The organism is Streptomyces sp. NPDC048290, from assembly GCF_040652095.1.
Classification (GTDB): Bacteria; Actinomycetota; Actinomycetes; order Streptomycetales; family Streptomycetaceae; genus Streptomyces.
In genome coordinates this window covers 43611-67000 of sequence record NZ_JBEZLM010000004.1, presented here as the reverse complement: position 1 = coordinate 67000, position 23390 = coordinate 43611, and the positions used below count along the sequence as shown (strand labels likewise).

Genomic DNA, 23390 nt, shown 5'->3' with positions numbered 1-23390 from the left:
ATCCCCCGAAGAGTTATCCACAGGCTGTGCGGAAGATCTGTGGACATCGGAATGGATCACTCCGAAGGTTGTGATCGACATCGGGGATTCCCGGTTGAAACCTCCCTTAAGCCCACGTTCGAGTGGAAATGAGTAACTCTGAAGAGTTGCCCGAGGGAAAACAGTGGACGACGGGTGATGTGCGCGTCGGTGGACGCGGCGAGGGCGAGTGAGCCGATTTGTCGACCGACTCGGTGGGTGGTGTCGACTTGTCCCCAGGTCGAGATGCGGACCTGTGGATAACTCCTGTGGATAACGAAAATCAGCAGGTAGGACCGGTGTGGTGGGCGTGCCGGGTGGGGCAGGAGTGGCGGGTGATGTGGGTGATGCGGGTGATGTGGGTGTGGCGAGTGTGATGGGTGTGACGCCTGGGACGGGCGTGCGGGACGGGCGGGCGGGACGAGTGGGCGGGACGAGTGGGCGGCACGGGCGGGCAGGGCAGACGGGCGTGCGGGGCGAGCGGACGGGCAGGACAGACCGGCGAGGCGAGGAAGCCGCGACCCGCCCCCTAGAACCGCCCGTCCTGGCAGCGCGCCACCCAGTCCGCCGCCGTCACGAACTCCTCGTCCGACGTCCCCACCAGCGGCGCCCGCACATCCGCCGCCGTGATGTCCGCCCGCGGATACGAGCCCAGGAACCGCACCTGGAGACAGATCCGCTTCAGCCCCATCAGCGCCTCCGCCACCCGCCGGTCGGAGATATGGCCCTCGGCGTCGACACAGAAGCAGTAGTTGCCGATCCCGGCGCCGGTCGGGCGGGACTGGAGCAGCATCAGGTTGATGCCCCGGGTGGCGAACTCGCCGAGCAGATCACGCAGCCCGCCCGGATGGTCGTCCCGCTGCCACAGCACCACCGACGTCTTGTCCGCGCCGGTCGGCGCCGCGGGCCGGGCCGGACGGCCCACCAGGACGAAACGGGTCTGCGCGTTCTCCGCGTCGTGGATACCGGTCTCCAGCGCCTCCAGCCCATAGCGGGCGGCGGCGAACTCACCGGCGAAGGCGGCGTCGTACTGTCCGTCCTGGACCAGGCGGGCCGCGTCCGCGTTGGACGCGGCGGACTCCCAGTGGACGTCCGGAAGGTTCCGCTTCAGCCAGTTCCGCACCTGCGGCTGGGCGGCCGGGTGGGCGGAGACCGTCTTGATGTCCGACAGCTGGGTGCCGGGCCGGACCAGCAGCGCGAAGGTGATCGACAGCAGCACCTCGCGGTAGATCATCAGCGGGGCGCCCGCGACCAGCTCGTCCAGCGTGGTGGTGATACCGCCCTCGACGGAGTTCTCGATCGGCACGAACGCGGCCTCGGCCTCGCCCGCGCGCACCGCGTCCAGCGCGGACTGGACGGACACGTAAGGGATCAGCTCCCGGGTGGCGGTCTCCGGAAGGGTGCGCAGGGCGACTTCGGTGAAGGTGCCCTCGGGACCGAGATACGCGTAGCTCGCTGGCATGTCTTCACCCTAATGGGCCTGGGGAACCAGGTTTGACCCTTCTCACAGCAGGCCACCCGCAAGGACGACCCGCACCGCGTTCCCGGCACGGCAGGTCGCCACCTGCCCCGCACTCAGGCTCCCGCGAAGCCGCCGGAAGCGCCCGTCACCCCTCCAGCAACCCCTGCCCCACATACCCCCCCTCCACCGCTCCCCCCGGCACCGCGAACAGCCCACTCGCCTCGTGCCGGACGAACGCCGACAGCGCGTCCCCCCGGTCCAGCTTCCGCTGCACCGGGACGAAGCCGCGCAGCGGATCGGCCTGGAAGCACACGAACAGCAGTCCCGCGTCCGCGACTCCGTCCGCACCGAAGCCGTCGTGGTACGAGAACGGCCGCCGCAGCATCGCCGCGCCCCCGTTCTGGTCGGGCCGGGTGATCCGGGCGTGCGCGTTGATCGGCACCACCAGGTCGCCCCCGGCGCCGACCTTGTCCAACTCCATCTCCGTGGTCTCGCCGCCGCCGCTCAGCGGGGCGCCGTCGGACTTGCGCCGCCCGATGACCGCCTCCTGGTCGCCCAGGGACAGCCCCTCCCAGTCGTCCAGGAGCATCCGGATACGGCGGACGACGGCGTACGTCCCCCCGGCCATCCACTCCGGGTCCTTCACGGAGGCGGACGCGGAGTCGGACGCGGACGTGGGCTCGGCCGGCACCCAGATCCGCGCCTCGAAGTCCGGCTCGGAAGGCAGCGGATTGCGCGTCCCGTCGATCTGCCCCATGAGGTTGCGCGTGGTCATCGGACGGGAGGTGGCGCCCGGCGAGCGGTTGAAACCGTTCATCTGCCAGCGCACCCGGGCCGCGCCGCCCGCGTCCTTCTGGATCGCCCGTAGCGCGTGGAAGGCGACCAGGGCGTCGTTCGCCCCGATCTGCACCCACAGATCGCCGTTGCTGCGGGCCTTGTCGAGCTGGTCGGAGGAGAAGTCCGGCAGTGGGTCGAGGGCCACCGGACGCCGTGCCTCCAGCCCCGTACGGGCGAAGAAGCTATGGCCGAAGCCGAAGGTCACGGTGAGGGAGGAGGGCCCGGCGTCGAGCGCCACGGCCGTGTCGCCCTGGGTCGCCGGTTCGCCCGCCATCAGTCGCCGGGCGGTCTGCGACCAGCGGCGCAGCAGCGCGGCGGCCTCCGTGCGGCCCGCGCCCGCCGCCAGGTCGAAGGCGATGAGATGGCCACGGGCGTGCATGGCCGTGGTGATGCCGGGCTGATGTTTCCCGTGAAACATCGCCCGCTCGGCGCCGACGGAGGTCAGCGGGGTGGCCCCGGCGGGGGCGGCGGTGTAGCCGACGGCCGCGCCCGCCGCGCCGAGCACGAGCCCGCTGGCCCCGGCGGTACCGAGAAGGGCCCGCCGGGAGATCCCGGGGGTTCCAAGGTTTCCGGGGTCTCCGGAGGAGGAGTCGTGGTCGGCCGGGTCGTCGGCCGCCGTCGTCGTCTGGTCGGACATGTCCGTGCTAGCCGATCTGCGCGTTCTTGGAGACGGTCACCTGGTCGATGTCGGAGGTCCGTACGGTGACTTCGACCTGCCATTCGCCCGCCATGGGGATCTGGACACCGGCGGCCGACCAGTGTCCGGTGGTGATGTGGTCCGGTACGACGGGCAGCGGCCCGATGTCCTGGGACTTGAGCGTGAAGGCGAGCTTGACCTCGGGGAGGTCGAAGACGCGTCCGTTGGGCCGCTCGCCGTACACATGCACCTCGTTGGCGCCGACCCGCGCGGGATCGATGTCGACCCGGACGAGGCCCTTGCCGTCCTCGCCGCCCGTGTCGAACGGCAGATCCAGCGTCACCGCCCCGGTGGAGGGGGCGGAGGGATCGACGGCGGCGCGGTCGGCGGCGGCCTTCGCGTCCAGCTCGGTACGGCCCGGCTCGGTCGAGGTCAGCACGGTGGTCACGGCGAGCAGGACGACCGCGACCCCGGCCTCGGCCAGCACCGAGCGGCGCAGCCCGAACCGGTCCGGGTCGGCGTCCCGCAGCCGCTTGCGGGCGGCGGTGTCGGCGGCGGCCCGCTGCCGGGCGAGCTGCGCGGCACGGCGGGCGTCACCGGAGCCGGAGCCGGAGCCGGAACGGGAGCCGGATCCGGCCCCGGAGCTGGAGCCCTTCCCCGCGCCACCGCCACCGCCCGCACCCGCCTGAGCAGTCACCCTCTCCTTCGGCTTCTCCTTCGGCTTGGCGCCTACGGCGACCGGCACCTCCGCCAGCCGGGCCGTCCACCGCCGGGACAGCCAGGCGATCCCGACGAGCACCGCCACCAGCCCCAGCTTGACCAGCAGCAACTGGCCGTAGCGGGTGTCGGTGAAGGCGGCCCAGGAGCCGAGCTGGCGCCAGGACTGGTAGACACCGGTCACCACCAGGGCGACCACACTCCCGAAGGCGACCTGGGAGAAACGGCGTACGGCGGTGGCGTCCAGCGGTGTCCCGGCGGGCGCCCGGTACAGCGCGACCAGCAGCGTGCACAGCCCGCCGAGCCAGGCGGCGACGGCGAGCAGATGCAGGACGTCCACGGGCATCGCGATCCCGGTCTGGATACCGGTGGAGGCGTGCTCGGCCATCGCCCAGCTCGCCGCGAGCCCGGCGGCGACCACGACCCCGCCGACCGCGAGCCCGAACGTCAGATCCCGCTTCTCGGCGTCCTCGCGCTTGTCGTACGCGCCGAAGAGCACGGCGATGAAGAGCGCGGCGGCGGCGAGCAGCAGCAGCCGGGAGACCAGCGCCGCACCGGTCTTGGTCTGGAGGACATCGCCGAGCAGATCGAGGTCGACGACGTCCCCGATCTTCCCGGAGGTGGTGTACGCGCCGCGCAACAGCAGCAGCCACAGCGTGGCCGCGGTCAGCGCGACCCAGCCGGACACCACCAGCCGCTGCACGGCCCGCACCCCGGACCCGCGCTGCCAGCAGACGAGCACGAAGGCGGCGCCCCCGGCCAGCACGATGAACCCGGCGTACGACACATACCGCCCGATGTCGTAGAGCGTGCCCACGACCCCGCCGCCGTTGTTCTGGTCGTCCACGGTGACCGAGGTCGCGGAGGGGGCGCCGATGGAGAAGGTGTAGGCCCCGGCGACCGGATGACTGTCGGCGGAGACGACCTGATAGGTGACGGTGTACGTGCCGTCGGCCAGCCCCGAGTGCAGCTTCACGGTGTACGTGGTGCCGCCGGGGTTGGCCGGGGCGCCGGTGTCGGCTCGCTCGCCCTTGGGGCCGAGGACGCGCAGGCTGCCCTCGGGCGCGGAGACCGGTTCGGAGAAGGTCAGCGAGATCTGTGCCGGGGCCTGCTCGACCACCGCCCCCTGCTGGGGGTCGCTGCCGGTCAGCGCGGCATGGGCCCAGGCCGGTGCGGCGCCCAGGAAGAGCGCCCCGGTCACCGCCATGAGCAGCAGCACCAGGCTGCGCAGCCGGGGGGCGATGGACTGCGTCAAGGGTGTTCCCTCCCTCAGTGGCCGGACGAGTGGACCGACGACGACGTACCGGACGACGTACCGGATGACGTGCCGGACGAATGATCCGAGGACTGATCCGACGACTGGTCCGCCGCCGGGGTGTACGTCGCGGCCTTCACCGGAATCTCGACGTCGACCGGTGAGATACCCGCGAAGTGCAGTTTCACGGCGACCTTCTCGCCTTCCAGCGGTTTGCGCGTCAGCTTCTCGAACATCAGATGGTTGCCGCCGCTGGCCAGCTCCAGTTCGCCGTCCGCCGGGACGGGCAGGGACTCGACCGCGCGCATGGCCCCGTCGACGGTCTCGTGCATGGTGACCTCGCCGATGTCACTCGTCACGGAGACCAGGTCGGCCTGCTCGCCGCCCTTGTTGGAGACGGTCAGGAACCCGGCCGCCATGGAGTCGGAGACGGGCTGCGGCATATAGGCGCCGCTCACCGACAGCTCGGGCCCCGTTGCACCGGAATCCGACCCGGAACCGGAACCGCAGCCGGCCAGCGTCAGCGCCCCGGCCAGCAGCACGGCCCCCGCGCCGACGCCCCGCCGCCACTGCCGCCCGGACCTCACGGGTTCTCCCCCTTGATCAGCTTGGGCAGATCCTTGGTGTAGTCGTCGACGGTGGCGTCCTCGCCGTACAGCACATAGCCGCCGTCGGTCTTCGGGGAGAACGCCACGACCTGGGTGCCGTGGGTGGAGACGACCTTGCCGTCCTCGTCCTTGGTGGGCGGCTCGATGGAGATGCCGAGGGTGCGGGCGCCCGCCTGGATGGTGGCGAAGTCGCCGGTCAGCCCGACCACCTGGGAGTCGATGCCCTTGAGCCACGAGCCGAGCGCCTCGGCGGTGTCCCGCTCGGGGTCGGTGGTGACGAACACGACGGTCAGCTCGTCCTGTTCGGCCTGCGGCAGCTGCTTCTTGGCGACTGCGATGTTGTTCATGGTCAGCGGGCAGACGTCGGGGCAGTTGGTGTAGCCGAAGTAGATCAGCGTCGGCTTGCCCGCGGTCTCGGCCCGCAGGTCGTACGGCTTGCCCTGGGTGTCGGTCAGCACCAGGTCCGGCTTCTCGAACGGCTTGTCGAGCACGGTCGCCGCCTGGTCCGAGGGGGCCTCCTCGGAGACCACGGAGACCGGCGAACCGGAATCGTCGCCGCTGCCGCAGGCGGAGAGGGTGAAGGCGGCGGCAGCGAGCAGGGCCGCCGCGGCGAGAGTCTTCTTGCGCATGGAGAGACTTTCCTCTGGATGGAGTTCCGGGCGGGCGGGGGGCCGTACGACCGCCCCGCCCGCCCCAGGACGGACGTCAGGCGGAACTACCCGCCCCGGCACCGGTACCGGCATCGCGGCGACGCCCCGCGAGCACCCCGTACGCCACTCCCGCGGCGCCGACGACGATCCCGACCAGGCCGAGCACCCGGGCGGTGGTGTCGGTGGAGTCGCCGGACTCCTCGGAGGCGGCGGAGGCGGCGGCAGCGTCGGCGGCGGGCTCCGCGCTCGCCCCGTCAGAACCGGAACCGGAACCGGAACCGGCGCCGGAACCGGAACCGGAACCGTGGTGATCGCCGGTCGCGGGGGACAGCGCGAGCACCGGAGCCGGATAGTCCGGCTCCTCCTGACCCTCCTGAGGCACCTCGATCCACCGCACGACCTCGTCGTTGGAATACGTCTGGAGGGCCTTGAAGACCAGTTCGTCGGTGGTGTCGGGCAGGGCGCCGACGGAGACCGGGAACTTCTGGAAGAAGCCCGGCTCTATGCCCTTGCCGGTGGCGGTCCACGTCACCTTGGTGACCGCCTCGGTGATCTGCTGGCCATGCGCGTCGATCGGCTTGTCCAGCGTGGACTTGGTGACCTTCGCCGTCCAGCCCGGTACCGGCTGCGGGAGCACCGAGGACAGCGGGTGCTCCGCCGGGAAGTTGACCTCCAGCTTGGTGGTCGAGGCGTCGTCGCGCTCATTGGGGACCTTGAAGTCGACCACCGCGTAGCCGCCCTGGGCGGCGGTGCCGTCCGGCTGCACGCTGACGTGCGCGAGGGCGGGGGAGGCGAGGACGACGACGGCCGCGGCGGCGACGGCCCCGGCGGCGGCGATACGGGAAGCCTTCATGAGGTGAGGCACTCCACTCCGAGTGAGTGATCCGGTTGAAGAACCGGTTGACGATCCGGTTGAAGATCCGGTTGAAGATCGGGTCGATGATCCGGCTGATCCGTGGAGACGGAACCGAAACGGAACCGAAAGGGAAGAGGCGTACGCGCCCGGACCGGTGCCGCGACCCACCGGCTCTTGAGCGGGAGGACGGCGGCCAGGACCGTTTCCGGCGCACGCACGGACCGCGCGACGGCGGCGGCCCTCCCGCTCCTCAGCAGGACCTGGGCGGAGTCGTCGGCGTCGCGTCAGACGGCGAGAGCGAACGCCCCGGCGGGCGGCCCACGCCGGATCACGGAGTGCTGGAGTGCCGCGGTGCACGGCTCGACGGCCCCGACGTCGGGGGCGCGCACGGCGCGCGGACCGTGCTCCGGCGCCACCGGAAGCCCCGCGCACAGGGCACGCGCCAGGGCGAGGGCGACCCGCAGCGCCGGCAGAGCCGCAGGCCCGGCCATCCCCTGGGCGGACAGCTCCACCAGCCGCAGCAGCGCCAGATCCCCGCGCCGCAGCAGCCAGCCCGCGGCGAGCGCCGCCAGGACATGGCCGAGCAGCATCGGCAGGGACGGCAGCAGCACGGCGGCGGACCCGGCGGACCCGGACAGCGCCTCGGCGGCATGGTGAGCGTCGCTCTGCGCGCCCCCCGCCCCCGGCACCAGCCGCGCCTCGGTCAGAATGCGCTGCGCCTCGGCGGGGCTGAGGGCAGCCGCCGTGGTCCCGCAGACCAGCCGCGCGGCCCGCTCGACCAGCGAGGCGTCGGCCGCGGCACGGGCCGCCTCAGCGGTGCCGACCGCCGTACGGTGCTGGCCGAGGCCGAACAGACCGTGCAGCGCGATCTGCCCGACGGCCAGCAGTCCCACGATCCCACCCAGGGACCGCGGGCGCCCGGCGAGCGGCGCGGCGAGGGCGAGCACCCCGGCGAAACCGGTGGCCAGCGCCCACAGCGGCACGCTCGCGCGGGACGCGAGGACATGCCCGGCCGCGGACAGCACGACACAGACCGCGGCGAACACCGCGGCCCGCAGCATCCGGAGGTCTCTCCCGGCGCGCACCGTGCGCGGGTGGGGGGCAGTCATGGCGGGGTCATCATCGCACCGGCCTCACCCGCCCCTTACGGCAGGCCCCCGGACCAGGCCCCCGGACCGCCCCGCCGGAACCGGCACGGAAGCCCGGCCCACCGCCCGAAACGCCTGATACGCGAGGTTCTCGCGATACCACTCCCGCCCCACATACACCGCCCGCCACCCCCCTCGCATCCGCTGTATGGGCGGAGTCACCGAGAAATCGCGATTGCGTACGGGCGGGAACGGCAATACGTAACGGTATGTCGAGCCGCGGCCAGGAGGCTGGAGCATGAGCATCTGGTGGTCACTCCATCTGCGGCGCGAGGCTGCGAGCGTCCCGCTCGCCCGGCGCCTGCTGCTCGGCACCATGGAGACCGCGGGCGTCGACCCCGACGTCTCGTACGACCTCTCCGTGGCACTGAGCGAAGCGTGTGCGAACGCCGTCGAGCACGGCGGGGGCAGTGTCCCCGGCGCGTTCTCGGGGGCGTATCGCGTCACGGCGTATCTCGACGGCGAGATGTGCCGTATCGAGGTCACGGATTCGGGACCCGGCTTCACGGCCGACCGTCCGCCCCGCCCCCCGGCCCTGCCGGTGGCCACGGATGACGCCGAGAACGGCCGGGGCCTCTACCTCATCCGTGAACTCGCCGACCATGTCCACATCGCCAACAAACCGGGCCGGGGCGGAGCGGTGGTCAGCTTCGACAAACTCCTGAAGTGGCGCAAGGACCCTTCGCCGATGGCCGTATAGCCGGAGAGCGGGCCTCAGGCGGTGGCGTCCAGGAACAGGGCGCCCGCCAGGAGGCCCGCGCTGCCCCGGGGGCTCAGGGCGCGGGCCGTGAGGTCGGTGTCCAGGGCGGCCAGGGCCGTTCGGCCGGCCGGGGTCGAGGTGGAGCCGGTCTCGAGGACCGCCCGCGCTCCCGACTGGACGTGGCGCAGGCCCCGGGGTCCGGCGGTGTGCAGGAGTTCCGTGTCCTGGAGGGTGGACATCACCGTCAGGAGGGCGTCCAGCCGGGCGTGGTCCTCGGGGACGCCGGACGCACGGGCCACCGTGAGCGCGGTCAGCGCCCGGCGCACATGAGGGAAACCGGCGCGCGCCTCGCCCCGCGCGCCCGCCGCCCCGTAGGTCGCCGAGACGGTCGATCCCCGGGACGGGCGGCGCGGGGCGCGGCGGTCGGTGTGCGCGACGATCCGCTTGACGGTGAGGGCGGTGTCCATGGGGTGACCGTCCGGCGTCAGCGCCGCCGCGGCGACCAGCAGCCCCAGCGTCCACAGGGCGCCCCGGTGCCCGCCCCCGGCCAGCCCCACCGTGTGCTCCGCCGAGCGCCCGATCGCGCCCAGCTCCCCCCGCAACTGCTCCGTCGGCTCCCCGGCGCGCCGGGCCGCCGCCGCCATCGCCGCGAGGCCGGGCGCCAGTGCCTTCGCCGTCCAGCGCAGGCTGCGATGGTCCCGGCCGTCCGTGGCGCCGAGGTCGCGCGGATCGGGCAGCCCCGGCTTGGGCGCCAGCACCAACTGCCCCGTCAACGCCGAAACAGCCGCCTGCGCCAGCGCCTCATCCACCCGGTTCTGCATCGTCGTACCTTACGAACCACCCCTGTGAATCCCCTGTCCCCCCACCCCCACCTTCCAGGAACGCGCCCTCCAGGAACGCGCCCTTCAGGGGCGCGGGGAACTGCGCGAATTCCCCCCACGCACCGGCACCCGACGACGCACCCCTCCAGGGGCGCGGGGAACTGCGCAAAATCCCCCCACGCACCCGCACCCGACAACCCACCCCTCAGGGGCGCGGGGAACTGCGCGAAAACCCCCACGCACCCGCACCCGCACCCGAAAACGCCCCCGCCCCAAGGCTCACCCCCGCAACAACCCCGCCATCCAAGCCTCCACCGCCGCCCCCTCCCGAGGCAGCGCAGCGCTAAGGTTCCGGTTCCCCTCCCCCGTCACCAGCACGTCATCCTCGATCCGCACCCCGATCCCCCGGTACTCCTCCGGCACGGTCAGATCATCGGCCTGGAAGTACAGCCCCGGCTCCACCGTCAGGCACATCCCCGGCTCGAGCACCCCGTCCACATACGACTCGGTCCGCGCCGCCGCGCAGTCATGGACGTCCATGCCGAGCATGTGCCCCGTCCCGTGCAGCGTCCACCGCCGCTGGAGCCCCAGCTCCAGGACCCGCTCGACCGGCCCTTCCACGAGCCCCCACTCCACCAGCCGCTCCGCCAGCACCCGCTGCGACGCGTCATGGAAGTCCCGGTACTTCGCCCCCGGCCGCACCGCCGCGATACCGGCCTCCTGGGCGTCGTACACGGCGTCGTAGATCTTGCGCTGGATCGCGCTGAACCGCCCGTTCACCGGCAGCGTCCGCGTGACGTCCGCGGTGTAGTACGTGTGGGTCTCGACGCCCGCGTCGAGCAGCAGCAGGTCGCCGGAGCGCACGGGCCCGTCGTTGCGCACCCAGTGCAGCGTGCAGGCGTGTGCCCCGGAGGCGCAGATGGAGCCGTAGCCGACGTCGTTGCCCTCGACCCGGGCGCGCAGGAAGAACGTGCCCTCGATGTACCGCTCCGACGTGGCCTCCGCCTTGTCGAGCACGCGGACGACGTCCTCGAAGCCCCGCACGGTGGAGTCGACGGCCTTCTGGAGTTCCCCGATCTCGAAGTCGTCCTTGACCAGCCGCTGCTCCGAGAGGAAGACCCGCAGCTCCTCGTCCCGCTCGGCGGTGACCTTGTCGGTGAGGGCGGCCTCGATCCCGGCGTCGTAGCCGCGCACCACCCGCACCGGGCCGGTGGCCTCGCGCAGCGCGTCCGGGAGCCGTCGCACGTCGGAGGCGGGGACGCCGTACAGCCGCTCCGCCTCGCCGAGCGAGTGGCGGCGGCCGACCCACAGCTCGCCCTGGCCGCTGAGCCAGAACTCGCCGTTCTCCCGGTCGGAGCGGGGGAGGAGGTAGATGGTGGCGGTGTGGCCGCCGCTCACGCGCGGCTCCAGCACCAGGACGCCGTCCTCGGTCTGGTTGCCGGTGAGGTACGCGTACTCGACCGACGCCCGGAACGGGTACTCGGTGTCGTTGGAGCGGGTCTTGAGGTTGCCCGCGGGCACCACCAGCCGCTCGCCGGGGAACCGCTCGGAGAGCGCGGCGCGCCGGGCGGCGGTCTCGGCGGCCTGCGCGATCGGCGCGAGGTCGCGCAGCTCGGTGTCGGCCCAGCCGGACTTCATGCTCTCGGCCAGCTCGTCGGACACCCCGGGGTACAGCCCGTTCTTGCGCTGCTTGACCGGCTTGCCGGACTCGCCCTCCGCGTCGCTCTCCAGCGCGTCCCCGGGCTCGACGTCCGGGTTCTCCAGGTTCTCCGGGGTCTCCGGGGTGAGCTGGTCGGCCACGGTCTTCCTCCTGCGTACGGCATCGGCACGGCACCGCCAAGCCCGCTGCGGCACCCCTGGCGACCGCACTCCTGTGGCACGGCCCCGTCCATCGTACGGACGTACGGAAGGGGGCACGGCAACCGGAATGCCCCGTTACGTGCGGCTACCGCCCGCCTACTCGAAGCGTGCCGCCAGCATCACCACGTCCTCGTCGCTGTCCGCCGTGTCCAGCCCGTCCGGCAGGACCGCGCGCAGTACGTGCTCGGTGAGCGCCTCGGGGTCGTGGCGGACCGCCTTGGGCACCCCGGCCGCCGCCGAGTGCAGCCGGGCGAACGCGCGGTCGACCGGGTCGCCGGTGCGCTGGAGCAGTCCGTCGGTGTAGAGGAGCACCGTCTCGCCCGCCTCCGCCTGGACCTCCACGCTGGGCGCCTCCCAGCAGGCGAGCATGCCGAGCGGCGCGGACACGGATGTCTCCACGAACTCGGTGCGCCGCTCGCCGATCAGCAGCGGCGGACAGTGCCCGGCCCCGGCGAGGGTGAGCTTGCCGAGCGCGGGCTCGACGTAGGCGAACAGCGCGGTGGCCGACCGGGCGGGCTCGGTGAGCCGCAGCAGCAGCTCCAGATCGGACAGCACCGCCACCGGGTCCTCGCCCTCCATCACGGCGTACGCGCGCAGCGAGGCCCGCAGCCGCCCCATCGCGGCGACCGCGCTCGGCCCCGACCCGGTCACCGAGCCCACCGCCAGTCCGAGCGCCGCGTCGGGCAGCGGCAGCGCGTCGTACCAGTCGCCGCCACCGCGCGGCCCGGTGCGGTGCCGGGCGGCGAGCTGGACGCCGGAGACCCGGGGCAGCCGGGAGGGCAGCAACTCTTCGGCGACGGTGGCCAGCGCGGCGCGGGTGCGCTCGACCTCCAGCAGCCGGGCGAGATGCTCCCCGGCGTAGCGGGTGTACAGCCCGGCGAGGTGCCGCATCCGCTCGGCGGGCGCGGCGGGTTCGTCGTACAGCCAGACGGCGGCACCGAGGCGGCCGGCGTCCGTGCCGGTGAGCGGCAGGGCGTAACTCGCGGCGTAGCCCAGCCGGGCGGCGACCTCCCGGTGACGCGGGTCGAGCCCCTCCTCGGCGAGCAGATCGGCCCGTACCGCCTCGGCCGCTCCGCCGCTCGTCCCGTGGGACGACACGCCCGGACCGTCGAGGAGCGTGCCGTGGGGCAGCGAGGCGCGCGGGACGGTCTCCAGATGGCCGAGGTCGGCGGGGGCGAGACCGAGTCCGACGGTGGAGCGGGGTCCGAGTCCGTCGGCCGGTTCCAGGGCGACCAGTCCGCGGCGGGCGCCGACCAAGGCGGCACCGGCGCGCAGCAGTTCCTGGAGGGCGTCGGGCAGGGTGCCGGTCCGGGCCAGCCGTTCGGTCAGCTCGTGCAGGGTCGTCAGGTCGGAGACCCATCCGGCGAGCCGGTCCTGGAGCAGCGCCCCGGGGGCGGCCCCTGGAGAGGCGTCCGAACAGGCTCCCTTGTCGGCCCCTGAACCGGCTCCCGGGCCGTTCGCCGGGCCCGTCCCCGGGTCGCTTCCCGGGTCGCCTCCTGGGCCGGAAGTGACCGCCGTGGAGCCCGGGACCACCGGCGAGGGCGCGACAGTGTGTGCGGATGAGGGAACCGTGGAATCGATTCCGGCCACTTTCGGAGGGTGCGGGGCGTTCATGGTGTCCGGCTTTCCGGCCGGTGCGTACTGCTCCAAAGCATCGCAAACCCCCATGTCATTCTGCGCCGCTAGCAGTGTCTCCACATGTACACGCACTCGTGAGGGGATGTCCAGCATTGTCCTGCTGGGATTCCTGGTGTCCAAGCGTCCGAAGAGACAGATCACCGTTCCCCTTGTGGAAAGGCAAAGTTGGCCTAAAACTGACTCATGGATCGGGTGATTGAGGTCGACTGGCCTTGCTCGAACGGAGCGTCACAGCGGTCGTGATGGGTACGTACTCGGTGAAGGCCAGGGGTGGTTGAGTGTCACCCGGAACCTGGTGGCGGACCCGGGCGTCTTAGCCACCGACGACCGTGCCCCATCCTCTCGTGGTGGCGGCGAAGAGTAAGAGCGCGACCCGAAAACGCCATACTTCGCCACCCCACGCCACGTCCATGCTTCTGATAGACGCAGATACACGCGGTATGGACGCGACGGCAGCGGACGCAGCCGACGCTCGACCCATAGGGGTTCCCCGTGCTCACGGCAGGGGTGTGATGCGCCCAAAGGTACGCACAGTGAAGTGATCGACACATGGTGTGATGTGGCCCACGGTGTTGCCAGGCGTGCAACGGAAAGGAACGAGCGCTCATGCGCGAGATCCTCGGAAGGCGACGCAGGCTCCTGTCCAGGCGGAACGACGGGAGACCTGAGCTGGTCGGCGCGGCTTTGACCTTCGCGACACAGTGGCAGTGGCCGATACTCCCGGGTGTGGCGGCCGACCCGCAGGGCCGGTCCCGCTGCGGCTGCCCCGACCCCGAATGCACGGTCCCCGGGGCCCACCCCTTCGACCCCGGGCTGCTCGCGGCCACCACCGACGCGCGGATGGTCCGCTGGTGGTGGGCCAACCGCCCCACCGCCCCCATCGTCCTCGCCACCGGCGGCGCCGCGCCCTGCGCGGTGAGCCTGCCCGCGCCCGCCGCCGCCCGCGCGCTCGACGCGCTGGACCACAAGGGCATCCGGCTCGGCCCGGTCGTCGCCTCGCCCACCCGCTGGGCGCTGCTGGTCCGTCCGTACTCGATGGCCCAGCTGGGCGAACTGCTGTACGCCAAGGACTTCGTCCCCGGCTCCCTGCGGTTCCACGGCGAGGGCGGCTATCTGGCCCTGCCGCCATCCGTCACCGGCCAGGGCGAGATCCGCTGGGAGCGCGCGCCGCTGCCCGGCTCGGCCTCCCCCTGGGTGCCCGATGTGGAGGCCGTGGTCGACACGGTCGTCGAGGTGCTCACTCGTACGGGTGTGAGCGCGCCCGAGTTGTAGGGGTGTCGGGCGCCGCCGGAACCGGGCGCCCGTCCCCGCTCGTTATCGTCCCTCGCATGAACCCCCGTCTTCTCGCCCTCGCGGGCCTCGCGGTGAGTGCTGTCGTCCTCCCCCTGGCGGTCGCCTCCGCGGGACCGGCGGGCGGTACGAGCACGGGCCGTGCCGGCAGTACGGCCGGTACGGCGGCGTCCCCGACGGGGCGGGACGGGAGCGACGGGACCGACAGGACCGCCCCGGACTCTCCAGGCTCTCCAGGCTCCCTGGGGTCCCTGGACTCCCCGTTCTCCCAGGGCTCCCCGGACGGCGACTCCGCTGGTGCGGCGTCCCAGCCGTCCCCCCGGGTCTCCGGCTCCGCCACCCCCCTGACCCTCGGTCTCGCCACCGCCGCCCGCTGCGGTCCCGAACTCACCTCGCCCGAGGGCATCGAGGCGCAGACATGTGTGCTCACCCAGGGCGAGGACACCTGGGCCCGCACCTACTACCGCAACGCCACCGGCGCCCCGCTGACCGCCGTCCTCACCCTGATGGGCCCCGGCGGACGCACGGTGACCCTGCACTGTCCGGTCGGCGCGGAGGACGAACCGGCGCACTGCTCGACCCCGAGGGAGCGGACCCGCGCCGAACCGGCGCAGTACACGGCGGTCGCGGAGTTCGCGGACGCGGCGGGCGCCGGGCCCTCGCTGCTGCGCGCGGGAAGCAACTCGACTCCGGCGAACTGGGACCCGTCCACGGGCAGTTGACCGGCGCGGCGGCGGGCGGCGGACCGGGCCCTGGACGCCGTACCGGCGGCGGGCATGAGAAGACCCGGTTGCTGGCGACGGGGGATGCACCAGCAACCGGGCTACTGGAACGGTAACAAGAGATCGGCTGTTAGCAAATTCGATCTCGGGAAATGCCCGCCGATTTGGACTCCGACTGGCTTGTTGCATACGGGAGTTGGCGCGCAATCGCGGGGTGTGATCGCCGGGCGGGGCGACCCCGGGGGGTTTCTCGGTGCCGCCCTCCGGGGTGCCGCGCCCGGTGCCGTGCCGGGCTGGGCGGCGGATCAGCTGAGCGTGACCTGCCGGGCGGCGGATCAGCTGAGCGTGACCTGACGGTTGGTGAGACCGCCGCGGGCCCGCCGCTCCTCGCCGGTGAGCGGCGCGTCCGTGGCCAGCGCGACGGCCAGCCGCTCGGCGAACTCCGCGGCCGGCTTCTCGATGTCCTCCGCGCCCGTCCCGCTCGGCAGGTCCCACACCGGCACGGTCAGACCGTGCGCCCGGAACGAGCCCACCAGGCGGGTGCCCTCGCCGAGCCCCGAGCGCCCGGCCGCGTGCAGCCGGGCCAGCGCGTCGAGCAGCTGCTCCTCCGGGTGCGGCATGACCCAGCGCAGATGGTTCTTGTCGGGGGCCTCGCACCAGTACGCGGCGTCCACACCGGTCAGCTTGACGGTGGGGATGGCGGCGGCGTTGGCCCGCTCCAGGGAGGCGGTCACCTCCGCGGAGGCGTTCTCCGAGTCCGGCACCCAGAACTCGAAACCGGTGTGCACGACGGGCGTGAACGCGCCCTCCGGGTCCAGCAGATCCTGGAGCCGGGGCCCGTCGGCCGGGACACGCCGCCCCTGCACCGGCGTGCCCGGTGTCGCGGTCAGCGCCTGGGCGAGGGTGTCGGCGAGATCACGGCTGATGTCGCCGGAGGCGGTGTCGTTCTGGAGGCCGATCAGCACCGAGCCGTCGTCGCGGCGCAGCGCGGGCCAGGCCATCGGCAGCACCGTGGCGAGCGTGACCGACGGGACGCCGTCCGGCAGCCCGCCCTTGAGGTGCAGCTCGGCGGTCGCGGCCGGGACCAGTTCGCGCAGCGCCACCCAGTCGCATTCACCGGGCAGGCCCTCGAACGGCCGGTGCACCAGCTCCGTCACGGCCTGTGCGGCGGCGCGGCCATGACACGCCTTGTAGCGGCGGCCACTGCCGCAGGGGCAGGGCTCCCGCGCGCCGACGACCGGAACCTCTCCGTCCGTGAGCTGTGGGCGCGCGCCCTTCGTCTGGGGTCGCTTCTTGGCCATGGTGGGTGTCTCCCGGAGGCGGCTCTTCTGGTACGGGCGCGAGCCTAGCCGCTCGGGTGCGGGGGGACGGGAGGCGGCGGGGGTGGGGATGCGGGACGGGTGTGCGGGCGCGGTGTGCGGGGGGTGACGTATGGGGGCGTGAGGCGTGGGGGCGGGACATATGGGGGGCGTGATGGATCGGGCGCCAGGAGGATGACGCCCGCGTCAGCCGTTCCCGTGGCAGCTGTGCCCGCGTCAGCTGTGCCTGTGCCCGCCGTGTCCGCGTCAGCTGTGCCTGTGCTAGCCGTGCCAGTGCAGGCCGTGCCCGCGTCAGCCGTGCCAGTGCCAGCTGTGCCTGTGCTAGCCGTGCCCACGCCAACCACGGCCGTATCAGCCGTACCAGTTCCAGCCGTGCCCGCGTCAACCGCGCTTGCGTCAGCCGTGCCCGCGCCACCCCTGCGCTCGCGTCAGCCGTCCTGTGCCGCCCACCACATGAAGCCGCTGCACATGACCGGGTTTCGCCCGCTCAGTCGATGTCGTCGAACGCGTCCGCGAAGTCCAGGTCCGGGATCGCCGAGAGCGCGGGCGCCCCGACCCGGGCCGCGAAGTCGTCGCGGCGATGGGCGGACGCCCGGTCGCGTACGTCGTCGTGGACCACGACCCACACCGTGACCTCGCCCCGGGCGTCGTCCCGGACGCCCCAGTCGTCGGCCAGTGCCGTGATGATGTTCAGCCCCCGGCCGCCGTGTGCCGTGACGGACGGGGTGGCCGGGGCGGGGCGGGTGGGTCCGCCGCCGTCCGTGACCTCGACGATCAGCCGGCCGCGGGCGTCCACCCGCCAGGCGGCCCGGACGTCCCCGTCCCCGGCCAGGGCCTCGCCCAGGGGGCGGCCGTGTTTGCAGGCATTGCTCAACAGTTCGGAAAGGATCAACACAGCATCGTCAATGACCGATTCGGCCACACCGCCCGTGCGCAACTGATCGCGCATCCGGTGTCTCGCCTTCCCCACGCCCGCAGGGCCATGGGGTACGGCCATGCTCGACGACGTGGGCACCTCCTGTGCCACCACCAACGCCACCCCCGAGACCTCCTTCGCCCCACGCCACGGTGTGGATGCCCCCTTGGCCTGAACCGGAAACCGGCCAACCCATGTGCTGTGACGCACTCACCTGGATCGAACACGGACCGAACGCGCCGGTGCACACCTTGTGACGAGGGCGTCAGGAGCCCGTCAGGAGACTGTCAAGAGGCGATGCGTGTGTGGCTGGAAATAAACGGCGTGGCCGAGACCGGAGAATGGCGGGGCGGCGGGGGCGCGGTCAAGAGACCGGCAGGTTTCTTTACAGTCCTGGTCTCTTTACAGCCCAGGCCTCTTCACAGTCCGGGCTTCTTTACGGCCCAGGCGTCTTCACGGACCGGCTGTGCCGATGCGCCCCGCCGTCCCCTCGTCCCCTCGTCATCTCGTCCCCTCAGCGGCCGAGGTGGCGCAGGACCGCGCGGGGCCGGTTGGTGATGATGGCGTCGATGCCGAGGTCGACACAGAGGTCGACGTCCTCGGGCTCGTTGACGGTCCAGACGTGCACCTGGTGCCCGGCGCGCCGGAAGCGTTCGACGTAGGCCGGGTGGTGGCGGACGATCCGGATCGAGGGGCCGGCGATCCGGACCCCGGCGGGCAGCCGTCCGTCGCGCAGCCGGGGCGAGGCGAACTGCATGAGATAGACGGTGGGCAGGGTCGGCGCGGCGGCGCGGACGCGGTGCAGGGAGCGCGCGGAGAAGCTCATCACCCGTACCGCGGACTCCTCCGGGGCGGCCGGGGCGTCCAGGCCGAAGCGCTTGAGGAGGTGCAGCAGCCGCTCCTCGACCTGTCCGGCCCAGCGGGTGGGGTGCTTGGTCTCGATCGCCAGCTCCACCCGGCGCCCGGCGTCCGCGACCAGCTCCAGGAGCCGTTCGAGGGTGAGGACGGAGGTGTCGGCCGGGTCCTCGGGCCGGTGCTCCCAGTCGGGCTCCTCGTCGCGCGTGCGGTACGCCTCGGTCCGCTTCCAGGAGCCGAAGTCCAGGGCGGCGAGTTCGGCCAGCTCCAGCGCGGAGACGGCACCGCGGCCGTTGGACGTACGGTTGACGCGGCGGTCGTGGACACAGACGAGATGGCCGTCGGCGGTGAGACGTACATCGCATTCGAGGGCGTCGGCGCCGTCCTCGATCGCCTTTCTGTACGCGGCGAGCGTGTGTTCGGGGGCGTCCTCGGAGGCGCCGCGGTGGGCGACGACCTGGATGCCGCGCCGGGGTGCGTGGGTCACCGCGACATGGTGCCATCGGGGGACGTCGGCATGCATCCGTTAAGCCCAATAAATCCGAAACATCACATGTATTCCCATATAAAGAACAGTCAGGGATACACAGGCTCGGCTTATGGTGCTCTGACAGCCGGTGGGAAAAGCTGATGGCACACACCTGCGTGCGTGTGCGTGCGGACACACGCGGGCGAGTGAAGACAGTGGAGACGGAGACCGGCCCTCACCGGGCCCACCCGTGACGATGACCGTGGATCGAGGAGAGCAGCTGTGAGCACCGAGAACGAGGGCACCGCGGTACCACCGGCCCCGTCCGCACCTCCCGTGCCGGTGGACACTCCCGCAGCCTCCCCGCAGGCCGCCGCGCCGACGCCCCCGCTCCCGCCGGGCACCCCGGCGACCCCGGGGTACGAGCCGGCGCCCGCCTACGCGACGGCACCACCCCCCGACGCCACCGTCCCCGGGTACGGCGGCTCCGCGCCGGACGCCTCCTGGCCGCCCCCGGCGCCCCCGGCGGCGGGCGGTCCGGACGGTCCGGGCGATCCCTGGGGCGCCGCGTTCCAGCAGCCGACGCCCGCGCCGAAGTCCGGCTCGGGGCGCGGCCGTGGCGGGCTGCTCGCCGGTGTGCTGGTGGCCGCGCTGGTCGCGGGCGGCCTCGGCGGCGGCCTGGGCTACACCCTGGCGAAGGACAACGACGAGACCAGCTCCACCACGGTCTCGGCCGCCGACAGCGGCGGCGACCTCAAGCGCGACCCGGGCACGGTCGCCGGAGTCGCCGCGACGGCCCTGCCGAGCACGGTCACCATCGAGGCCGCCTCCAGCAGCGGCGAGGGCGGCACGGGCACGGGCTTCGTGTTCGACACCGAGGGCCACATCATCACCAACAACCATGTCGTGGCCGACGCCGTCGACGGCGGCACCCTGAGCGTGACCTTCCCGAGCGGCAAGAAGTACGACGCCGAGGTGATCGGCAACGCGCAGGGCTACGACGTGGCGGTGGTGAAGCTCAAGAGCGCCCCGTCGGACCTGAAGCCGCTGACCCTCGGCAACTCCGACCAGGTGGCCGTGGGCGACTCGACGATCGCGATCGGCGCCCCCTTCGGCCTGTCGAACACGGTGACGACCGGCATCATCAGCGCCAAGAACCGCCCGGTCGCGTCCAGCGACGGCAGCGGCTCCAACGCGTCGTACATGAGCGCGCTCCAGACCGACGCGTCCATCAACCCGGGCAACTCCGGTGGCCCGCTGCTGGACGCCAAGGGCAATGTGATCGGCATCAACTCCGCGATCCAGTCCTCCGGCAACGGCTTCGGCGGCACCAGCCAGTCCGGCTCGATCGGCCTGGGCTTCGCCATCCCGATCAACCAGGCCAAGTACGTCGCCCAGGAACTGATCAAGACCGGCAAGCCGGTGTACGCCAGGATCGGCGCCTCCGTCTCCCTGGAGGAGGGCACCGGCGGCGCGAAGATCACCGACACCGGGGCGGGCGGCGCCGAGGCGGTGGAGCCGGGCGGCCCGGCGGCCGACGCGGGCCTCAAGCCCGGCGATGTGATCACCAAGTTGGACAACCGGGTGATCGACAGCGGCCCCACCCTGATCGGCGAGATCTGGACCCACAAGCCCGGCGACAAGGTCACCCTCACCTACGAGCGCGGCGGCAAGACCAACACCGTCGACGTGACCCTCGACTCCCGAGTCGGCGACAGCTGACCCACCCCCGACCGAACCCGGTTACTCTTGTCCCCGCGCCGGGGATCACCACCCCGGCCCGGGGTGGGTTGCCCGAGCGGCCTAAGGGAACGGTCTTGAAAACCGTCGTGGCAGCGATGTCACCGTGGGTTCAAATCCCACACCCACCGCGTCTTCGTAAGGCCCTCTGACCGGCGTCAGCCGTCGGCAGAGGGCCTTACGGGTTTTTCGGGGACGGGGGCGGGGTTACGGGAGGGGGATCGACGCGTTCACGCGGTGCAGGTGGATCAGGATGTCGAAGGAGCGGGACATCGCCACCGGGGGGCGCTCGGTCGTGAAGGAGCTGGGGACCACGAACGTGGGGCGGGGGGTGGCCAGCCACGGGCCCGCCGCCGGGTGGGGGGTAAGGGCGCGGAGGTCGACGTAGTAGTCACGGGGGCGGGCGCGGTCCAGGAGGTGTTCGTTGCTGTCGGGGGCCGCCGGGCCGGTGTCGAAGACCTGGTACTGGCCGGTGTCCAGGTTCATCGCGCGGTACGCGCCGCTGTGGATCGACGTGCCGATCGCGACGTACGCGTCGCCGATCAGGTCGCGCAGGAACGAGCCCTGCACCACCGGGTGGGACGTCGGGTTCGGGGACTCGTAGGCGAGGTGGGCGTTGTGGGCGGAGACCAGGACGCGGTCGCCGGTCTGGCGCTGCCACCAGACCGTGTTCTCGGCCATCGCCCGGTCGCGGTGCCGGTTGGGTTCGGCCTGCTGGTCCTGGTCCTGGAGTTCATGGGCGAAGAGGGTCGTCATCTGGGCGACCACCCGGGCGTCCTGGAGGATCCAGGGGTCCGTGTCGCCCGCCCGCTCCAGCAGGTCGTACGCCGCCTTCGCCGAGGTGTCGTACGCCTGCCGCTCGGTGCGCGGGGCCGAGACCAGGGCCTGGACGCGGGCTTCCATGGTGGCGGGCAGGGCGAGCAGTCCGGCGTAGTGGCGGCGGAGTTGCGGGGCCAGGTCCGGGCGGTGCTCGTCGGCCCAGGTGAGGATGCGGGCGTACTGGGCGCGGTTGACGTCCCCGATGTCATTGCCCATGACACGCAGTTGGTCGCCGGGCGGGGCCGTGCGGTTGTACCCGCGCATCCAGGTGAACAGGGTCAGGAACTCCTGGTTGTTCCAGTCGCCGAACGAGCCCTGGAACTCCTCGGCCATGATCTGGCGCAGATCGCCCTCGCCGGTGCGGACGTATGTGTCGATCCGCGCCCCCGCCGACCAGGACATCTCCAGCGCGAAGACCCGGAAGTCCGCGCTGCGGACGAGGTGCCGGAAGAGGCGGTCCTTCAGCTGGAACAGTTCCTTCGAGCCGTGGGTGGCCTCGCCGACGCCGACGACGGTCGCGTCCGCCGTCATCCGGGTGAGGGCGGTGAGGTCCGCGGTGGAGGGGGCCTGCGGGGTCGTGGTGCGCAGGGGTTTCGCGTGGGCGTCCAGGGCCCTGATGACGGGGCGGTCCGGGGAGGGGGAGTGCGTTGTCGCCACGGGGTGTGCGGGGGCTCGTGGTGTCGGTGCCGTCGTCGCCGTCGCCGGTGACGAGGTGAGGGCCAGGGCCGTCACCAAGGCGATGGCGGTGCCGGTCAGATACGCCGGGCCGGGGTGTGAGCTGGGCACAGAGGTCTCCCCTCGGAGAGGTGCGCGCAGATGCGCGGAGGTGTGCGGACGGGTCGGTGCAGCTCGTGGCCACGAGGCGCGGCTCCCGGGCGTCCCCTCGCTTCCGGTGCCTGTCCTCATCCTCAGGGGCCCCGTACCGCAAAAAAAGCGGTGCTCTGCTCAGCCTGCGCTAAATTCTGGTCATGGAGTCCCGTGCCGCCGTCATCGCCGTACTCGTCGCCGACGGAGTGCCCGGCCATCAGCTGACCGTCGGCCCGATGGTCTTCACCACCGCCGCCACGGCCTTCCGTACGGTCGAGTACGACGTACGGGTCTGCGCCGCCACCGGCACCGTCGAGACCGGCGAACCCGTGCTGCGGTTCGCCGTGCCCCACGGGCTGGACACGCTCGGGGCGCTCGGCGCCGGGGACACCGTCCTCGTCACCGGGCACCGCGCCTACCGTGAGCCGCCCGCGCCCGCCCTCGCCGACGCCCTACGCGGGTGCGCCGCCCGGGGCTGCCGGATGGCCGCCGTCGGCACCGGCTCCTTCACTCTCGCCGCCCTCGGACTCCTCGACGGGCGCCGCGCGACCACCTCCTGGCCCCGGCTCGCGGAGTTCACCGCGCTGTTTCCGCGCGTGACGACCGTGCCGTCGGGCGAGCCCTCGGTCGCCGACGGGCCCTTCCACACCGCCGCCGGAGTCTTCGGCGGGCTCGACCTCGCCGTCGACCTGGTCGAACGCGACCATGGCGTACGGGTCGCCGCCGAGGTCGCCCGGCGCATCCTGCTGCCGTTCCACGACCAGGTCGCCGCCGATCACCAGGAGATCGAACGCGAGGCCGTCGAACGGGGCGTCGACATCGGCCCCACCCTGGAGTGGCTGGAAACCAACCTCCACCGTCCGCTCACCCTCGACGAGATCGCCGCCCACGCCGGTGTCAGCGTCAGCAGCCTGAACCGGCGTTTCCGGGCCCGTACCGGACAGCCGCCGCTCCAGTACCTGCTCGGCGTCCGGCTCCAGCGGGCGCAACTGCTGCTGGAGAACAGCGAGACACCGGTCGAACAGATCGCCGCCCGCACCGGGTTCGGTTCCTCCGCCAACCTCCGCCATCACTTCCAGCGGCGCACCGGGACCAGTCCCCGCGGCTATCGAGCGGCGCACCGGGTCCTCACGGGGATCGCGGCCAAGCCGGAGGGGGAGGGGGAGGGGGAGGGAGAGGGGGAAGAGGGCAGGGGAAGCTAGTGGGTGTCGGAGGCGTACGGCTTGCCGTCCCCTCCGTACCCGAC

General features: G+C 72.4%; 19 protein-coding genes and 1 tRNA gene. 6 read left to right on the top strand and 14 right to left on the bottom strand.

Going from position 1 to position 23390, the window contains the following annotated elements; all coding sequences use genetic code 11:
- Positions 1-547 precede the first annotated feature (547 nt).
- From pheA to AB0D49_RS07415, 7 genes are all read right to left on the bottom strand, one after another.
- Positions 548-1480: a prephenate dehydratase gene (pheA, locus tag AB0D49_RS07445; protein ID WP_362752303.1), complete on the bottom strand. Its 933-nt coding sequence runs from the start codon at positions 1478-1480 to the stop codon at positions 548-550.
- A 145-nt stretch (positions 1481-1625) separates the two neighbouring features.
- Complete coding sequence (gene efeB / locus AB0D49_RS07440) at positions 1626-2954, bottom strand: iron uptake transporter deferrochelatase/peroxidase subunit (RefSeq protein WP_362752300.1); 1329 nt, start codon at positions 2952-2954, stop codon at positions 1626-1628.
- Between the two features lie 7 nt (positions 2955-2961).
- Positions 2962-4926, bottom strand: coding sequence for a copper resistance protein CopC (locus tag AB0D49_RS07435; protein WP_362752297.1), 1965 nt, complete (start codon positions 4924-4926; stop codon positions 2962-2964).
- Between the two features lie 14 nt (positions 4927-4940).
- Positions 4941-5513: a copper chaperone PCu(A)C gene (locus AB0D49_RS07430; protein WP_362752294.1), complete on the bottom strand. Its 573-nt coding sequence runs from the start codon at positions 5511-5513 to the stop codon at positions 4941-4943.
- Positions 5510-6163, bottom strand: coding sequence for an SCO family protein (locus AB0D49_RS07425; protein ID WP_362752291.1), 654 nt, complete (start codon positions 6161-6163; stop codon positions 5510-5512). Before AB0D49_RS07425 ends, AB0D49_RS07430 begins: the two co-directional genes overlap by 4 nt.
- Before the next feature lie 76 nt (positions 6164-6239).
- Positions 6240-7037: a YcnI family protein gene (locus AB0D49_RS07420; protein ID WP_362752288.1), complete on the bottom strand. Its 798-nt coding sequence runs from the start codon at positions 7035-7037 to the stop codon at positions 6240-6242.
- Positions 7038-7324: 287 nt separating this feature from the next.
- On the bottom strand, positions 7325-8149 hold the full coding sequence (locus AB0D49_RS07415) for a hypothetical protein (RefSeq protein WP_362752285.1): 825 nt from the start codon (positions 8147-8149) through the stop codon (positions 7325-7327).
- A gap of 277 nt (positions 8150-8426) precedes the next feature.
- Here AB0D49_RS07415 and AB0D49_RS07410 point away from each other — a divergent pair, with 277 nt between their 5' ends.
- On the top strand, positions 8427-8888 hold the full coding sequence (locus AB0D49_RS07410) for an ATP-binding protein (protein ID WP_362752282.1): 462 nt from the start codon (positions 8427-8429) through the stop codon (positions 8886-8888).
- A gap of 14 nt (positions 8889-8902) precedes the next feature.
- Here the strand turns inward: AB0D49_RS07410 and AB0D49_RS07405 are convergent, their stop codons facing one another.
- The 3 genes from AB0D49_RS07405 to AB0D49_RS07395 all read right to left on the bottom strand — a co-directional run bounded on the left by AB0D49_RS07405 (position 8903) and on the right by AB0D49_RS07395 (position 13183).
- Positions 8903-9709 (bottom strand): triphosphoribosyl-dephospho-CoA synthase, encoded by an 807-nt coding sequence (locus AB0D49_RS07405; RefSeq protein WP_362752280.1) that lies wholly within the window; start codon positions 9707-9709, stop codon positions 8903-8905.
- 279 nt (positions 9710-9988) lie between these two features.
- Entirely contained in the window at positions 9989-11440 is a 1452-nt protein-coding gene (locus tag AB0D49_RS07400) for an aminopeptidase P family protein (protein WP_362753398.1), read from the bottom strand.
- A 225-nt stretch (positions 11441-11665) separates the two neighbouring features.
- Positions 11666-13183, bottom strand: coding sequence for a PP2C family protein-serine/threonine phosphatase (locus tag AB0D49_RS07395; protein WP_362752277.1), 1518 nt, complete (start codon positions 13181-13183; stop codon positions 11666-11668).
- Between the two features lie 630 nt (positions 13184-13813).
- Here AB0D49_RS07395 and AB0D49_RS07390 point away from each other — a divergent pair.
- Positions 13814-14479, top strand: coding sequence for a bifunctional DNA primase/polymerase (locus tag AB0D49_RS07390; protein WP_362752274.1), 666 nt, complete (start codon positions 13814-13816; stop codon positions 14477-14479).
- A gap of 56 nt (positions 14480-14535) precedes the next feature.
- On the top strand, positions 14536-15219 hold the full coding sequence (locus AB0D49_RS07385) for a hypothetical protein (RefSeq protein ID WP_362752271.1): 684 nt from the start codon (positions 14536-14538) through the stop codon (positions 15217-15219).
- Between the two features lie 335 nt (positions 15220-15554).
- Here the strand turns inward: AB0D49_RS07385 and AB0D49_RS07380 are convergent, their stop codons facing one another.
- The 3 genes from AB0D49_RS07380 to AB0D49_RS07370 all read right to left on the bottom strand — a co-directional run bounded on the left by AB0D49_RS07380 (position 15555) and on the right by AB0D49_RS07370 (position 18796).
- Positions 15555-16520: a DUF5926 family protein gene (locus AB0D49_RS07380; RefSeq protein ID WP_362752268.1), complete on the bottom strand. Its 966-nt coding sequence runs from the start codon at positions 16518-16520 to the stop codon at positions 15555-15557.
- Between the two features lie 505 nt (positions 16521-17025).
- Positions 17026-17577, bottom strand: a complete 552-nt coding sequence (locus tag AB0D49_RS07375) for an ATP-binding protein (RefSeq protein WP_362752265.1) — start codon at positions 17575-17577, stop codon at positions 17026-17028.
- Positions 17578-17968: 391 nt separating this feature from the next.
- The gene (locus tag AB0D49_RS07370; protein WP_362752262.1) at positions 17969-18796 is read right to left on the bottom strand and encodes a glycerophosphodiester phosphodiesterase; all 828 of its coding nucleotides are present in this window, start codon (positions 18794-18796) and stop codon (positions 17969-17971) included.
- A 264-nt stretch (positions 18797-19060) separates the two neighbouring features.
- On the opposite strand from AB0D49_RS07370, the gene AB0D49_RS07365 reads away from it, so the two are divergent.
- Together AB0D49_RS07365 and AB0D49_RS07360 are read left to right on the top strand one after the other, a co-directional pair.
- A complete protein-coding gene (locus tag AB0D49_RS07365; protein ID WP_362752259.1) occupies positions 19061-20500 on the top strand; it encodes a trypsin-like peptidase domain-containing protein in 1440 nt (479 codons plus the stop codon).
- Between the two features lie 62 nt (positions 20501-20562).
- A tRNA-Ser gene (locus AB0D49_RS07360) sits at positions 20563-20649 on the top strand.
- A gap of 76 nt (positions 20650-20725) precedes the next feature.
- On the opposite strand, the gene AB0D49_RS07355 is transcribed toward AB0D49_RS07360, so the two are convergent.
- Complete coding sequence (locus AB0D49_RS07355; RefSeq protein WP_362752256.1) at positions 20726-22123, bottom strand: erythromycin esterase family protein; 1398 nt, start codon at positions 22121-22123, stop codon at positions 20726-20728.
- A 182-nt stretch (positions 22124-22305) separates the two neighbouring features.
- On the opposite strand from AB0D49_RS07355, the gene AB0D49_RS07350 reads away from it, so the two are divergent.
- Complete coding sequence (locus AB0D49_RS07350; protein ID WP_362752253.1) at positions 22306-23346, top strand: helix-turn-helix domain-containing protein; 1041 nt, start codon at positions 22306-22308, stop codon at positions 23344-23346.
- Positions 23347-23390 lie beyond the last annotated feature (44 nt).